We start from the raw sequence: 15189 nt of genomic DNA on the forward strand, positions 1-15189 counted from the left end.
TAAATATTAAAGAAACTGAGACGGTAGGAAGTCTTATTTATAAAATTAAGGACAAAGGAAATTTAAAGGAGGTCAATTAGGTGGTTCGAGAATATGATGTAATCGTCATTGGTGCTGGACATGCAGGTATTGAAGCAGGTTTGGCATCTGCAAGACGTGGCGCAAAAACACTAATGCTAACAATTAATCTAGATAATATTGCATTCATGCCATGTAACCCATCAGTAGGTGGTCCAGCGAAAGGTATTGTCGTTCGAGAAATTGACGCATTAGGTGGACAAATGGCTAAAGCGATTGATAAAACACATATCCAAATGCGTATGTTAAATACTGGTAAAGGACCAGCAGTACGTGCGTTACGTGCTCAAGCAGACAAAGTGTTATATCAACAAGAAATGAAACGTGTCATTGAAGATGAAGATAATTTAGACATCATGCAAGGTATGGTGGATGAATTAATTATTGAAGACAATGAAGTAAAAGGTGTCCGCACAAATATCGGTACTGAATATCGCGCTCAAGCGGTTGTTATTACGACAGGTACATTCTTACGTGGTGAAATAATCTTAGGTAACATGAAATATTCAAGTGGTCCAAATCATCAACTTCCATCTATCACTCTAGCTGATAATTTAAGAGAATTAGGTTTTGAAGTTGTGCGCTTTAAAACGGGTACACCTCCACGTGTAAACGCGAAAACAATTGACTATTCTAAGACGGAAATTCAACCTGGTGATGATGTAGGTCGTGCATTTAGTTTTGAAACTACAGAATATATCCTAGACCAATTACCTTGTTGGTTAACATATACCAATGATCGTACACATAAAGTCATCGATGATAATCTACATTTATCAGCTATGTATTCAGGTATGATTAAAGGAACAGGTCCTCGTTATTGTCCATCAATTGAAGATAAATTTGTGCGTTTTAATGATAAACCTAGACATCAACTTTTCCTAGAGCCTGAAGGTCGTAATACAAATGAAGTTTACGTTCAAGGACTTTCAACAAGCTTACCAGAACACGTACAACGTCAAATGTTAGAAACGATTCCTGGTCTTGAAAAGGCAGACATGATGCGTGCGGGTTATGCCATTGAATATGATGCGATTGTGCCAACGCAATTATGGCCAACATTGGAAACTAAAATGATTAAAAATTTATATACGGCTGGACAAATCAATGGTACTTCAGGATATGAGGAAGCGGCTGGTCAAGGTATTATGGCTGGAATCAATGCTGCAGGTAAAGTGCTTGGTACCGGAGAAAAAATCTTAAGTCGTTCAGATGCATATATTGGTGTTTTAATTGATGACTTAGTTACAAAAGGTACGAATGAGCCTTACCGCTTATTAACATCTCGTGCAGAATATAGATTATTACTACGTCATGATAATGCTGACTTGCGTTTGACTGATGTAGGTTATGAATTAGGTATGATTTCAGAAAAACGTTACGCGCGTTTTAATGAAAAGCGTCAACAAATTCAAGATGAAATCCAACGTTTAACTGATATTCGTATTAAACCAAATGAACACACACAATCTGTCATTGAGGCAAATGGTGGTTCACGTCTAAAAGATGGCATTCTAGCAATTGATCTATTACGACGTCCTGAAATGACATATAATACAATCTTAGAAATTCTAGAAGAAAGTCATCAATTACCTGAAGCGGTTGAAGAGCAAGTTGAAATTCAAACGAAATACGAAGGCTATATCAATAAATCATTGCAACAAGTTGAAAAAGTTAAACGCATGGAAGAGAAAAAAATTCCGGAAGACTTAGATTATAGTAAAGTGGATAGTTTAGCGACTGAAGCTCGTGAAAAATTAGCTGAAGTTAAACCATTGAATATTGCACAAGCATCACGAATCTCTGGTGTTAACCCAGCAGACATCTCAATCTTACTTGTTTATTTAGAGCAAGGTAAATTGCAAAGGGTGAAAAATTAATGAATGGCGTAGAATGGCTAGCTAAAGAATTAAGTGAACATGGAATTGAATTGTCAGATAAACAAAAAGAACAATTTCAAACATATTATCGTTTACTTGTAGAATGGAATGAGAAAATGAATCTCACAAGTATTACAGATGAACATGAAGTTTATTTGAAACATTTCTATGATTCAATTACACCGAGCTTTTATTATGATTTCAATCAGCCTTTAACCATCTGTGATGTTGGTGCAGGTGCAGGTTTCCCAAGTATTCCATTGAAGATTGTTTACCCTGAATTGAAAGTAACCATTGTAGATTCTTTAAATAAACGTATTCAATTTTTAAATCATCTAGCTGCTGAACTTGGCTTAACACAAATTAGCTTTGTACATGATCGCGCTGAAACATTCGGTAAAGGCGTAAACAGAGAAACGTATGACGTAGTTACAGCACGTGCAGTAGCCAGACTTACAGTGTTAAGTGAATTGTGCCTTCCTTTAGTTAAAAAGGGTGGCCAGTTCATCGCATTGAAGTCTTCTAAAGGAGAAGAAGAATTAGAAGAAGCACAATTTGGGATTAGTATATTAGGTGGCGTCTTTAGTGATTCTTATACATTTGATTTACCAGAAGATGCTGGTGAACGACAAATGATTATTATAGATAAACGTCGTCAAACATCTAAAAAATATCCTAGAAAACCTGGTACGCCTAATAAATCTCCTTTACTAGAAAATTAATAGCACCTACATGTTAAAATTAATTTTAAGAGGAGTGAATGGATAATGAAAAAGCCTTTTTCAAAATTATTTGGATTGAAAAATAAAGATGACATCGTTGGATACATTGAAGAAGATCGCAATTCTAGCGTCGAATCCATTCAAATTGAGCGTATTGTACCTAACCGTTATCAACCAAGACAGGTGTTTGACTCAAGTAAGATTACTGAACTTGCTGAATCTATTGACGAGCATGGTTTATTACAACCCATCGTTGTAAGACCGATTGAAGAGAATATGTATGAAATTATTGCGGGTGAACGACGTTTTAGAGCACTACAGTCACTGCATAAATCTCAAGCAGATGTCATTATACGTCATATGAATGATGAAGAAACAGCAGTTGTTGCATTAATTGAGAATATTCAACGTGAAAATTTATCTGCTGTTGAAGAAGCGGAAGCTTATAAAAAGCTTCTTGAGATTGGTGGCACAACGCAAAGTGAATTAGCTAAAAGTTTAGGTAAAAGTCAAAGTTTTATCGCAAATAAATTGCGATTATTGAAATTAGCACCTAAAGTGATTAGTCGTTTAAGAGAAGGCAAGATTACTGAGCGTCATGCTCGTGCTGTCTTATCTCTTAAAGAGGACGATCAAGAAAAGCTAATTGAACAAGTGATTAGCCAAAAATTAAATGTTAAACAAACAGAAGCACGTGTTAAACAGAAAATTGGACCAGAAAAAGTAAAGGCTCAATCTTTCCAATTCTCTAAAGATTTAACACAAGCCCGTGACGAAGTTGGAAAAAGCATTCAAGCCATTGAACAATCTGGTATACGTGTAGAACAACGTGATAAAGAACATGATGATTATTACGAAATTAAAATAAAAATTTATAAAAAATAGATGAAAAGTGTGTATAATGCTATTCCTTGAAAAATAGGTTTTAAAGTTATACCACTTAATAATAGCACTAAGATGATTAAAAGTTGAATCATTTTAGTGTTTTTTATGTTCATATAGCATTCATTTTTATTATAAAGTGCTGTTTACATAGCTAATAAATAGATTTACAATATTATTAAACGAAACGTATCGTTTAATAATTAAAGAAGAAGGGTTTATTGTGTTCGGAATATCCATTTCTAGTGCTATTCTTCATTTTGTTATTGGAGGTCTTGCAGTGGCGATTGCATCTATAATGGCTGAGAAGGTCGGTGGTAAAATGGGTGGCATTATCGCTACTATGCCGGCAGTCTACTTAGCTGCAATTATAGCCCTTGCGATAGATCATCGTGGCAATCAATTAGTTCAAATGTCAATTCATCTTAGTTCTGGTGCCATTATTGGAATTATATCGTGCATCATAACAGTCTTTTTAACGTCTCTTTATATTAGTAAAAGAGATTATAAAAGAGGAACAGGATTTGCATTAATATGTTGGCTTGTAATTTCTCTAAGTATATTTGTTGTTAGACATATGAATTAATCATTGGAGGCTTTTGTAATGAAATTAGCATTAATTAAATTCTTGGTTGGGGGACTTGCAGTTACGCTGAGTTATATTATCTCTGTTATTTTACCTTGGAAAGAACTCGGGGGTGTGTTTGCTACATTACCTGCAGTATTCTTGGTTTCATTGTTTATCACAGGAATGCAACATGGCGATGTTATTGCTAAGCACGTAAGTAGAGGTGCAGTTTTTGGCATGACGGGCGTACTTATTAGTATACTAGCAACATGGGCGATGCTATATTTTACAAATCAATGGCTACTTAGTATTGTTATTGGATTTATTGCATGGTTTGTAAGTGCAGTAATTATTTTTGAAGCGGTTGAATTTATTACGCATTTAAGAAGGGGAAAACATGGCTGGAAGACCGAAAGATCCGACAATCAATCATAAAATTTTTAATGAATTAGATCGAATGTTGGCTACGACACATTTTAGAGACATCACTATCGATCAAATTTCTGAAAACACAGGTGTGTCTAAAGCTACAATATATCGACGTTGGAAAGATAAATCTTCAATTATTGTAGATATGTTCGTGAGTAGAACACAGATTTTTGAAAATGAAAATAAAGATCTACACACGGGGTTGTATCAATTCTTAATTAAAATAATGGAAATTTATAAAACGAATTTAGGGCGTGCGGTTATTGAAATATTAATTAGTAATCAACAAGTTGAAGCACGTGAGTTGTTTATGAAGGGTTATTTTAAAAGTAATCGAAAATTATTGAAATCAATCATAGCACATCACATAAAAGAAGAGGATCAAGATTTATTTATAGATATGATTTTCTCACCAATTTATTTCAATATTTTAATTAAACCGGAAACACTTGATGAAGCATATATTGAAAAAATGCTAGACGTTATCTTAAAATCTTTTAATCAATAATATCTTAATTAACAAAAGGAACTGCGTTTAAACAAATAGCGCAGTTCCTTTTTTAGACGTCGGGAAGTCTTATAAACACTGATAAATCAGCATGTAAAAGGACTTTGACAATGAAAAAGATGCGAATGACAAAGAAATTTGGTAGTTTTTTATATGAAGAAACGTTTCTATGGAGTTGAAGTGAGATACAACTATTAATGTCTATCTTGCTTCTAATCTAGGCAAGATTAATCTAAATGGTTAAGGAGTTATGGGTGATGGAAATCGGTCAACAAATTCGGAAATATAGAGAAAAAGAAAATTATTCTCAAGAGTACCTAGCTGAGAAATTATATGTTTCGAGACAAACGATTTCTAATTGGGAGAATGAAAGAAGCTATCCAGATATCCATAATTTATTAATGATGTGTAACTTATTTAATGTTTCATTAGATGATCTTGTCAAAGGAGACGTGAAACGTATGGAACATGAAGAAATTAAAAAAGACATGGATTTTTGGACATGGATGATGCTAATTTGGACGTTATTAGCATGTGTTTTAATAGGACCGCTTTTATTTTATTTAAGTTGGTGGGGTGTTGCGATAACCTATGTCATTTTTTCTATAGGTTTTTATAGTTCTACAAGGATAGATAAAATTAAATATAAACACGGCATGGATAATTACGATCGAATCGTAGCTTTTATGAATGGTCAAGATCCTAATGAAGTTCAGACTACTAAAACACGCAATTTCATTACGAGTATCTTATCATTTATCTTTGTAGTAGGCGCATTTGTAATCATATGCTGGTTGAGTATTTATCTATCATTTAAATTTTTACCATAACAATTTAAAGGCCTATGAAACGCAATGCTTCATAGGCCTTTAGTAATTATAAGTGATTATTTATTGCGTAATCTTCTTCTACCAATTAATAATACGCTACCTAAACCTGCAAACATTGTTGCTAATAATGATTTATTCATATTAGCGTCGTCGCTACCAGTATTTGGTAGGTGTTTCGGTTGATTTGGTTGTTTAGGTGTTGGTGGCACATGATGTATCGGTGGCACACCTGGTTTTTCAGGTGGGTTGCCTGGTGGGTTAACTGGAGGTTGACCCGGTGTTTTAGGCGGATTATGTGGTGGTTTGTTTGGCGTTGGTGGTACTGGTGGTTCAACAGTGTTGTTAAATTCAGTATCATTTACTCCATCGGATTTACCGCCTGAACTGTTGTAAGTTACAGCTGCTTGTAAATTATCTGTTTCTGGATTTTCAGTAACTACCACTGTTGCTTTGATAGACATTGTATCATAAGCAATATTTGAATCTGTTCTCACTTGTTCACTGATTCGGTAAACGTAAGTGCCTACTTTATTGAATTTAATTGGTAAGAAATTCACTTTACCATTCGCATCATTTGTTGCTGATTGTACTGGATGATCAGGATTGTTTAAATCCGTTAAGATGAATGTGTAATCTCCACCTTAAGTTGACCACCCTCCAATTTCTTAGTCACTTTGAATTCAAAGTTTACTGGTACTGGTTTTACTTTGTTTACACGTTTTTCTGATGGTTTAGGAGGTGGTACTTCATTGCCACCTTTGGCTGGGTTAAAGAACTGAACAGATTGGTTCGCTACTTTAGTGATGTTCTTGTTTGCTTTGGCACTGTCTTTAATGACCCCGATAATATCTAATTTGTAGTAACGCCCAAATGGAATTTGCGCATTATCTAACACATGATCTTTAACTAGACTTTCTTTAGATGTAGCTGTGATGACACCATTCTCATCTATATTATCAAATAAGTTTGTAACGTCTTGTCCAGTAATACCGTCATATACCTTAATACTTTGAACAACTACGCTTGTTTAATCATAGTCATTAGTAATGCCTAATTTATTAATTTTGTTCTCTTTTAAAAAAGTAAAATTAATATAGCCATATTTAGCTTTTTGAGGGTCACGAGCAGCTACTGCTCTTTCTAAAGAATTCTCACCAATGGATACTGTACCAGGTGAATTGATTTGTTTCGTTTCCACTACAGAATTTGTCTCACCGTTAACTAACTTAATCGTTACGTCATTAGAGTCGTCGTAGGGTTTAGATAAACGATAGTAATATTTAGTTTGATATGTAGCATTAAATTCTTTAAGATCTGTTATCTCAAATGTAAATTGATTTGGATCAGTACTTTTTTCAAATACGACGTTTGGTGTTGGGATAGTATTTGAATCTTTAGGTTGTGGAGTGATAACATCTCTACTTTTAACAGATGCACCATTGGCATCATCCATATTAGGTGTTGCAGTTGTTGTTGTGTCCTCTAGAACGCCTTCTGAAGCAATTGCTGACGTTGCAGAACGACGTGAACGTGTATGTGTTGTTGTCTTCTCTACTTGAGATGAAGCGGCAATGGTTTGTGCATTTGCATTTTCGTTACCTGAGTGAGTTGTCTTACTAGTTGTTTGTGGTTGCGTTTCTGTTTTTGTTGTATTTTCTAAATTTTTCAGGGGAATAGATTGAGATGGTAAAGCTGCATTTTGTACGTCTTCATGTGTTGAATTATTGACTTTCTTTTCAAAAGATTGTTGATTGGAAGCCGTGTCCGTTGTTGACGTACTATTATGTAATTCACTTGCATGAGCTACATCTTGAAAGTCCATAAATAAAAAGGCATCTAATAATACGGAGCCTGTTCCTATTGAAAACTTTCGAATAGAGAAGCGATACTTTGTTTTTTTATTGAATAACTTGATGTCTTTTCTTAAATAAATAAAATATTTCTGTCAATTTAATAATAAGATATATAAAATAAAAAACAATATTAATATATAATAATCATAATTATTAAAATAAAATGAAAAAGGGGTAGGATAGAATTCCTTTGAATTCTATCCTACCCTAACCTGCTTAGCTTGTAGAATTTCTTTGTGAAATTCTCTATGTTGGGGACCCGAACCCCGTATGTATGAATAGAGCTGAGAATCGCTTGATTTAAGGCACTTTCTCAGCTCAGTTAACTACAGTCTATTTGCAATGTAGCCCTTTAATATATTTGTTCTAAATGATTTGATTTTCAATATTAGTTATTAGTCTTTTCTTCATAACGTTTTAGAATATAACCACCACCAAGTAAGCCTACTGGTACTCCAATAAATGGTGTCGCAATGCCACTTAAGATCAAGACGATAAGTACTAACATAAGACCGTTAAACCAATTGACTTTCAAACTTAATAAATCCTCGTAAGATTTGCGAATTAATTCTTTAATATTCATTTAAACAACGTCCTTTCTTTTCAATTATTAAATAGAGTGTTTTACAATTCGATTTGCATGGATAAATGAGATTGTTGCAAAGATAAGGTAAACAAGTGAATAAACAATCATCACAATGATAATCGGTGTTGGAGAGTATTCTCCCATTATTTTCATAAATACCATTGCAGCAAATAGTGCGTGTAATAATGCGATGATTAAAGGTAAACCGAAGTTGAATAGAATCTTTAATGCTAGACCTTTCGTCATATCCGTGTGTGTGAAGCCGATACGTCTTAATATGCGATAATTGTTAATTTCATCTTCGGTTTCATCCATTTGTTTAATATAGATAATACATCCCGCTGCGATGAGAAACGCTAATCCCAAGAATGATGTGACAAACATTAGAATGCCGTTACTTTCATCTAGCATTTTCTTCGTGTCATTTTTTAATTCAACATTTGCACTTACTTTCTGAGCTAGTTTTTCCGCTTTAGAGAGGTCTTTATGATCTGTGATATTAAAACCGTAATGATGCATTAGTTGGTCCTTTATTTTCAATTTATTGAAATTATCTGGACTTACTTTTAAGACAGGACCTCCTATAGAAACGGTCGACGGAATTACCTCATTGTCATCCTTTTTATTCACGTTTAATGTCATTTTTTGTTGACCTTGAAGTGTCATATCTTCATTCGTATGAACACTTACAATGCCAGAAAGTGGTCCTTGTAGGTTAGTAATAGTAGCATGGTTACCATTAATATTTTTATCTGGCATAACAACGATACCAACATTTTGCATACCTTCGTTTGTTTTACTTTTTAAGGCATCATTTTTAAATAATTTCGTATTACTACCTTCAAAAGTTTTCTTGTCATATTGAATATGATTTTGTTTTAATAATTTTTCATACTTTTGAGCTGATTGCGCTTTAGCAAAGTTAACATCTTGAGGTGAGGATACTTGAATCATATAACCTGTATTTGCTTTGCTAATTGCACCAAAACATAGAATAGTTACTGTCACTGCTGAAATAATAGAAATAATTGTTAGTGACATCGCATTTTTCTTCATGCGATGCATAATTGATGAAGTAAATACGACATCTGTAATTGAAATGCGTCCATGTTTAGATTTTTTCAGTGATTTAAATATGATAGATACTGAACTTCTGAAAAACAAATATGCGCCTACTACAGTTAAGAATAAAATAATAAACGGCGTTAATAAGGCCATTGTTAATTCTTGAAATTTACCAAACATTTCTGTAGACATATAATAACCTAACATCATCATTATGAGTCCAAGAATACCAGCAATACATTCTGGCGTGGTGATTTTCGCTTTTACTGCTTCTGTTTTCATACTGTCTTTCATCATAGAAAGTATGGTTCTTCGTTTTAAAAAGATAGCATTTTCTAACATAATTAAAATAAACGCTAACATTAGCATTATCATTGTTTGAATTAAAGCAGCTACTTCAAATCCTATAGATGCATGAATGTGTAAATGCATCAGTTTTATTAGTATTGAAAGCAATAATTTTGAACCCAAAATACCAATAATAACGCCAATAATGCCTGTACTAATAACTAAAGTGATTTGTTCGATAGCAAGCATTCTAAGAATGTTACCATGTGTTAGTCCAATGAGTTCGAATAATGCAAATTCGCGTGTTCTACGTTTAATAAATAATTGGTTCGCATACATTAAGAAAATAATAATTGTAATAAATAGGAAAACTGCGCCTACTTTAGCACCTTCTTGGATTACTTTTGGAGAATCACCATTATTAATACTATCTGTGTACTGCAAAGTGACAAAGCTAAAGTATAAAATAATACTAAAAATGAGTGAAAAAAGATACAGTGCATAATTTTTAAAATTACTTTTTAAGTTTTTGAGTGTAATTTGATTAAACGTCATTTGCGACACCACCTAAGGCTGACTGTAATTGAATGATTTCATCATAAAATTCACGTTTAGATTTATCTTCTTGATGGATTTCTGAATGAATATTGCCATCTTTTAACATAATGACACGCTGTGCAAAACTCGCTGCAGATGGGTCATGAGTTACCATGATTATCGTGCTATTGAATCGCTCATTCATATCTTCTAGACGGTTAAGTAAGTCTTGTGCGCTTTTCGAATCAAGTGCTCCTGTCGGTTCATCGGCAAAGATGATAGATGGTTTATGAACGAATGCACGTGCGGCAGCGGTACGTTGTTGCTGACCTCCAGAAATTTCACTAGGATATTTATCACTTAAATCATAAATACCAAGTGCCTTTGTGATGTCTTGATAGTTTTTTTCCATTTCATCTTTTTTCATTTTTTGGACAGATAATGGTAACATAATATTTTCTTTGACTGTTAATGTAGGTAAAACGCTATAATCTTGGAAAATAAAACCAAGTTCTTTCTTACGAAATTGTGCTAATTGCTTATCTTTGAGTTGATTAACTTCATTGCCACTTACTTCTACAGTTCCTCCAGAAATACTATCGATGGAACTAATGACATTGAGGAGGGTAGTCTTACCTGAACCTGAAGGTCCCATTATGGCAACGAATTCTCCTTTATCCACTGAAAAGTTGATGTCGTTTAGGGCTTTATACTTTTGCTTACTTCCATATACTTTTGATAAATGATTGACGTTTAAAATTGGCATGTCGATCACACTCCTTGTTTGATTTATAATTTTTCTTTTGTTTTAGTTGGAATTTCTGATTTTTTAACTTCTTCGTATGACAGAATTGTGTGAGATTTTTCGCGTACAACTAAGTAATGATTTTGTTTTAATTTTTTGGATGCTGTGTATTCAATTTTTTTAGATTTACCATCTTTCGTGTAACCAGTTTGATTGTAATGATAGATATAGAAGTCTTTTTCTTTATTAATGACTTCCACTTTAGATGGTTTCTGAGTCTTAACGTAATATTCATATGTTTGGGCTAAAGGATTGAGCTTGTTCCAGTCATTGATTGAGCGATTGTTAGGATGTTGATTGGAATAAGCATTTAATCCAAACAATCCTCCGATAACAATAATTGCAATGACGGCAACTGCAATGAATATATTTCTTAAGGTTTTCAATATCATCACTCCTTGTTTCTATTACACTTATAATTGTAGAAGGGTTGCGTCAGTACTGCCTTTATCTAACCTTACAAAGTCGATGTCATTTCTTACGAATATGAAAGATTAGATTATTTTTTGAAAATGTAAGTAAGAAGGCATTCTTAAATGTGATAACTTGAATAGTAATCTTGTGAGAGGTTTGTTACGATGAAGCTATCAATAAGCACATTGAGGATGATTTTCTTGATGAGCTTAATTTTCAAAACGAAGTAAATTGATTAACGTTACGCTTTTTAAAGATGAGTGAAACGACTTTGCAATATATTTGTGATAAAGTAAGTTGTGTTTATAAAAGATGATAGGCGGGATTTAATTGAAAAAAGAGATAATTGAATGGATTGTAGCCATTGGTGGCGCACTCTTAATTGTAGGTATTGTATTAAAGTTTATTGGAACATCATACACAGTATCAGGTTCATCGATGTATCCAACTTTCCAAGATAGAAATAAAGTGATAGTTAGTAAGATTTCGAAAACATTGAACCACATTGATAATGGTGATGTCGTTGTCTTCCATGAAGATGCACAACGTGATTTTATTAAGCGTGTGATTGGTACGCCAGGTGATAAAGTTGAGTATAAAGGTGATCAATTATATGTTAATGACAAAAAGGTATCAGAGCCTTATTTAGATTATAATAAGAAGCATAAACAAGGTAAGTATTTGACAGGTACATTTAAAACAAGCCAAGTGAACGGTGCAAATGGCAAAAATAAAATCCCTAAAGATAAGTATTTAGTTTTAGGTGATAATAGACAAAATAGTGTAGATAGCCGTTTTAGTGAAGTTGGTTTAGTAGATAAAGACCAACTTGTAGGTAAAGTTGTTTTAAGATATTGGCCATTTAATAAATGGGAAGCTGGTTTTAACCCAGGCACATTTTAGAAAAAACAATTAAATAATTAAAATTTTATTGGCGGTGGAGTCTTAGACTTCATCGTTTTTTTATTTCAGTTTAGTCAAGGCAATATTTAGATTATTATATTAAATACGCACATCTAAATAATGCTTTTTAAAATATATAATTATTTTGATAAAAAGTTTAAAATAATATAGAAAGCAACACAAAATAAATGATATACTTTTTGAAGATTAAAAAAATAATAAAATTGGAGGGATTCCTATGCAATGTCCAAATTGTGGAAATGCTATCGAACCTAACGATTTATTTTGTGGAGAGTGTGGCCATAAAATAGATAGACAGTCTCATACTATTAATTCTGCTGAAAAAGATATCTCTAATGCTGAAGCTAATGGTAGACGACACGATTCAACTGGATCATTAGGTGAAGGTAACGAAACGACATCAAATCAAAGTGATTATTTATCAAGAACAAACGAATCGAAACAGGATAAACATCCTAATGAAGATGGTAAAGTGCGAGATCATCAGCATGTACCTGAACATACTACATCGACACAACAACATCAAATGCATCAACCTCAATCAAATCAGCACCAACAACCTCACAACAATGCATCACATACATATCACAATCAACCACAATACGATCAGTCATATTCAAACCATCAACAACCACAACAAACAAGCCAATTTAGTGACCATGCAAAAGAAGTGACAGAAGAAAGTAAAGGTTTCTTTAAAAGTGCTTTCGCTTCACCTGATCAAGTACTAAAAAGCCAACAAGCATTTAGTTTTAAATTGTTATTTTCTTTAATCATTGTCGGTTTATTAGTCGTAGCACTGTTGCTTGCTATTGTAATTCCTTCATCAGTTGGAATGTTTGAAACACCGAAAAGCCAAATTATCTTTTCTGTTGTTTTAGGTATCATTTTATTCCTAGCAGTGATAGTGGGAGCAACATATGGTATTACGCGCTTAGTAGTTAGACAGCCAATTACATTTAAAAAAGTATTGTCAGATTTTGTACTTATTAATAGTGTTTCAGTCGCAGTACTATTGATTGCACTTATTTTAATGTTCGCTAATTCTTTTAGCTTTGGTGGCGCATTATTTATACTATCCATTTTATTAATCGTTGTTTCAGGTGTTTACATGATTGCCAAATATAGTGCAAATCATCATACTCGCTTTTCAAGTTTTTACGGTGTGATTATTTACATTATTGTGTTTTTCTTATTTGTGACTATTTTCGGTGAATCTTTATTTAACCAAATCTTTGGAAACTTAATCAGTGAGTTCAATAATCTATTTGATGGGAGTTCGATTTACTAATGAAATATTGTAGTAATTGCGGTCAACCTCTTCGCGAAGGTGTGAAGGTATGTACAAATTGTGGGAAACCCGTTCAGCAATCTAAAACAAATCACTCTAACACACAGCAAGATCATCACAACCAAAGTCGACAAGATAAGCATGAGCAGCATCAATATCAAAGGTATAATAACCATAATCAAAACGGTTATACAGACAGACATGATCAACAACCACGTAAAGGCGATAATAAAAAGACTTGGATTATTATTGCAGTTATAGCTGTATTGCTAATTGCTTTGATTCTTGCATTTTCAGTATTAAAAAATCAATTTTCTCCGGAAAAGCAAGCATCTAATATTGCACAAGCAATCAAGAAAGATGACGAAAAGGCATTAGCCAAAGAAGTTACAACTCAAAATGACCAAAAATTAAGCAAACAAGAAGCACGCGCATATTTAAATTACATCAAAACAGAAGATGACTTAAATAATGTCGGTAGTAACGTAGAACAAAGCGCGAAAGAAATTAAAGATAATCGTTATAATAATTTATCTGTAGATGCTAATGGAAATAGTGTGTTAAATATTTCAAAGGATGGCAAGAAATTCCTATTTTTTGATAATTATTCATTCAATGTTCCACAAAAATCAGTGAGCATTTATCCAAGTAGTAGTGGAGATATTACTTACGAATATAATGGTAAAAAGCGTACGACAACGGTTACGGAAGATGACGAAAAAACGTTAGGTACGTTCCCAATCGGTGATTACAATTTAAAAGCAACAAAAGACATCGATGGTAAGAAATTCAAAGGTGCGTTAATGATTAACATGAGTGATGATGCTACTGCTTATGAATCATTTAAACAAAAACGTTTCACAGTCAGCGTTGATGGCGGCTATATGTTAAACAATGTGAAAATATACGCGAATGATAAAGAAATTGGAAGTGAATCATCTTCTGAAACATTTGGACCATATGACCCTGATGAAGAAGTAACTGTTTATGCACAAGGTACTTATGAAGGTAAAACGTTCAAATCAGATTCTGTTAATGTGACTAGTTCTGGGGAAGACGATGATGACGTAACAGATGTCACAGTTACGTTTGATGATGATGAGATTGATAAGTATATCGATGACAAAATGGATGCTGAGTCTGATAGTGATAGCGATGATTCTGATTCAAGTTCAGGCGAAGTGACACGTGATAACGTCATTGATAAAGTAGAATCATACGAAGGTCATACGTTAGATACGGATACTTACACATACAAAGAACCAGAAAAAACAGATGATGGTAAATGGGGCTTCTCATTTACTGACAAAGACGGAGATTTAGCCGGATCATATACAGTTGACACTGACGATGGTTATGTAACTGAATACGATGAAGATGGTGAAGAAGTCGGTTCTGGTTATTAATAAATGAATAGTTATTATCATAATGAGGTTGAGCGATTGAATTTAATTGCTCAGCCTTAATTTTTCAGGATTTTTGGAGCATAATAATTTATGAGCTTTAATACTAATTAAATCAATTTATGT

17 protein-coding genes are annotated in these 15189 nt (G+C 33.3%); 10 read left to right on the forward strand and 7 right to left on the reverse strand.

Going from position 1 to position 15189, the window contains the following annotated elements:
* The first annotated feature begins 80 nt into the window (after positions 1–80).
* From mnmG to BB045_RS03880, 7 genes are all read left to right on the forward strand, one after another.
* Positions 81–1958, forward strand: a complete 1878-nt coding sequence (mnmG, locus tag BB045_RS03850) for a tRNA uridine-5-carboxymethylaminomethyl(34) synthesis enzyme MnmG (RefSeq protein ID WP_075140484.1) — start codon at positions 81–83, stop codon at positions 1956–1958.
* Positions 1958–2680, forward strand: coding sequence for a 16S rRNA (guanine(527)-N(7))-methyltransferase RsmG (rsmG, locus tag BB045_RS03855; protein ID WP_075140485.1), 723 nt, complete (start codon positions 1958–1960; stop codon positions 2678–2680). Before mnmG ends, rsmG begins: the two co-directional genes overlap by 1 nt.
* 45 nt (positions 2681–2725) lie before the next feature.
* On the forward strand, positions 2726–3565 hold the full coding sequence (noc, locus tag BB045_RS03860; RefSeq protein ID WP_037552648.1) for a nucleoid occlusion protein: 840 nt from the start codon (positions 2726–2728) through the stop codon (positions 3563–3565).
* 220 nt (positions 3566–3785) lie between these two features.
* Complete coding sequence (locus BB045_RS03865) at positions 3786–4148, forward strand: DUF3147 family protein (RefSeq protein ID WP_053024873.1); 363 nt, start codon at positions 3786–3788, stop codon at positions 4146–4148.
* 18 nt (positions 4149–4166) lie between these two features.
* Positions 4167–4565, forward strand: coding sequence for a DUF3147 family protein (locus BB045_RS03870; RefSeq protein WP_037551846.1), 399 nt, complete (start codon positions 4167–4169; stop codon positions 4563–4565).
* Complete coding sequence (locus BB045_RS03875; RefSeq protein ID WP_037551843.1) at positions 4528–5067, forward strand: TetR/AcrR family transcriptional regulator; 540 nt, start codon at positions 4528–4530, stop codon at positions 5065–5067. The genes BB045_RS03870 and BB045_RS03875 overlap by 38 nt, the downstream gene beginning before the upstream one ends.
* Before the next feature lie 257 nt (positions 5068–5324).
* Positions 5325–5897, forward strand: coding sequence for a helix-turn-helix domain-containing protein (locus tag BB045_RS03880; protein WP_037551841.1), 573 nt, complete (start codon positions 5325–5327; stop codon positions 5895–5897).
* A 56-nt stretch (positions 5898–5953) separates the two neighbouring features.
* Here BB045_RS03880 and BB045_RS12335 read toward each other — a convergent pair whose 3' ends face one another.
* The 7 genes from BB045_RS12335 to BB045_RS03905 all read right to left on the reverse strand — a co-directional run bounded on the left by BB045_RS12335 (position 5954) and on the right by BB045_RS03905 (position 11423).
* Positions 5954–6520, reverse strand: a complete 567-nt coding sequence (locus BB045_RS12335) for a Spy0128 family protein (protein WP_226955443.1) — start codon at positions 6518–6520, stop codon at positions 5954–5956.
* The gene (locus tag BB045_RS12340) at positions 6514–6792 is read right to left on the reverse strand and encodes a hypothetical protein (RefSeq protein ID WP_256722954.1); all 279 of its coding nucleotides are present in this window, start codon (positions 6790–6792) and stop codon (positions 6514–6516) included. Before BB045_RS12340 ends, BB045_RS12335 begins: the two co-directional genes overlap by 7 nt.
* A 132-nt stretch (positions 6793–6924) precedes the next feature.
* Positions 6925–7830, reverse strand: a complete 906-nt coding sequence (locus tag BB045_RS12345; RefSeq protein WP_371913842.1) for a YSIRK-type signal peptide-containing protein — start codon at positions 7828–7830, stop codon at positions 6925–6927.
* 308 nt (positions 7831–8138) lie between these two features.
* A complete protein-coding gene (locus BB045_RS03890) occupies positions 8139–8333 on the reverse strand; it encodes a VraH family peptide resistance protein (RefSeq protein WP_075140486.1) in 195 nt (64 codons plus the stop codon).
* A gap of 27 nt (positions 8334–8360) precedes the next feature.
* Positions 8361–10244 carry an FtsX-like permease family protein gene (locus BB045_RS03895; RefSeq protein WP_075140487.1) on the reverse strand — a complete coding sequence of 628 codons (1884 nt, stop codon included), beginning with the start codon at positions 10242–10244 and terminating at the stop codon, positions 8361–8363.
* Complete coding sequence (locus tag BB045_RS03900) at positions 10234–10992, reverse strand: ABC transporter ATP-binding protein (protein ID WP_075140488.1); 759 nt, start codon at positions 10990–10992, stop codon at positions 10234–10236. The genes BB045_RS03895 and BB045_RS03900 overlap by 11 nt, the downstream gene beginning before the upstream one ends.
* 23 nt (positions 10993–11015) lie before the next feature.
* Positions 11016–11423: a YxeA family protein gene (locus tag BB045_RS03905; protein ID WP_075140489.1), complete on the reverse strand. Its 408-nt coding sequence runs from the start codon at positions 11421–11423 to the stop codon at positions 11016–11018.
* A gap of 352 nt (positions 11424–11775) precedes the next feature.
* On the opposite strand from BB045_RS03905, the gene lepB reads away from it, so the two are divergent.
* The 3 genes from lepB (at position 11776) to BB045_RS03920 (ending at position 15066) form a co-directional block, all read left to right on the forward strand.
* Complete coding sequence (gene lepB / locus BB045_RS03910) at positions 11776–12348, forward strand: signal peptidase I (RefSeq protein ID WP_075140490.1); 573 nt, start codon at positions 11776–11778, stop codon at positions 12346–12348.
* A 238-nt stretch (positions 12349–12586) separates the two neighbouring features.
* Complete coding sequence (locus BB045_RS03915; RefSeq protein WP_070442085.1) at positions 12587–13660, forward strand: zinc-ribbon domain-containing protein; 1074 nt, start codon at positions 12587–12589, stop codon at positions 13658–13660.
* A complete protein-coding gene (locus BB045_RS03920) occupies positions 13660–15066 on the forward strand; it encodes a zinc ribbon domain-containing protein (protein WP_075140491.1) in 1407 nt (468 codons plus the stop codon). Before BB045_RS03915 ends, BB045_RS03920 begins: the two co-directional genes overlap by 1 nt.
* The last annotated feature ends 123 nt before the right edge of the window (positions 15067–15189 follow it).

The sequence above is a fragment of the Staphylococcus sp. MB377 genome, assembly GCF_001922505.1.
Lineage (GTDB): Bacteria > Bacillota > Bacilli > Staphylococcales > Staphylococcaceae > Staphylococcus > Staphylococcus haemolyticus.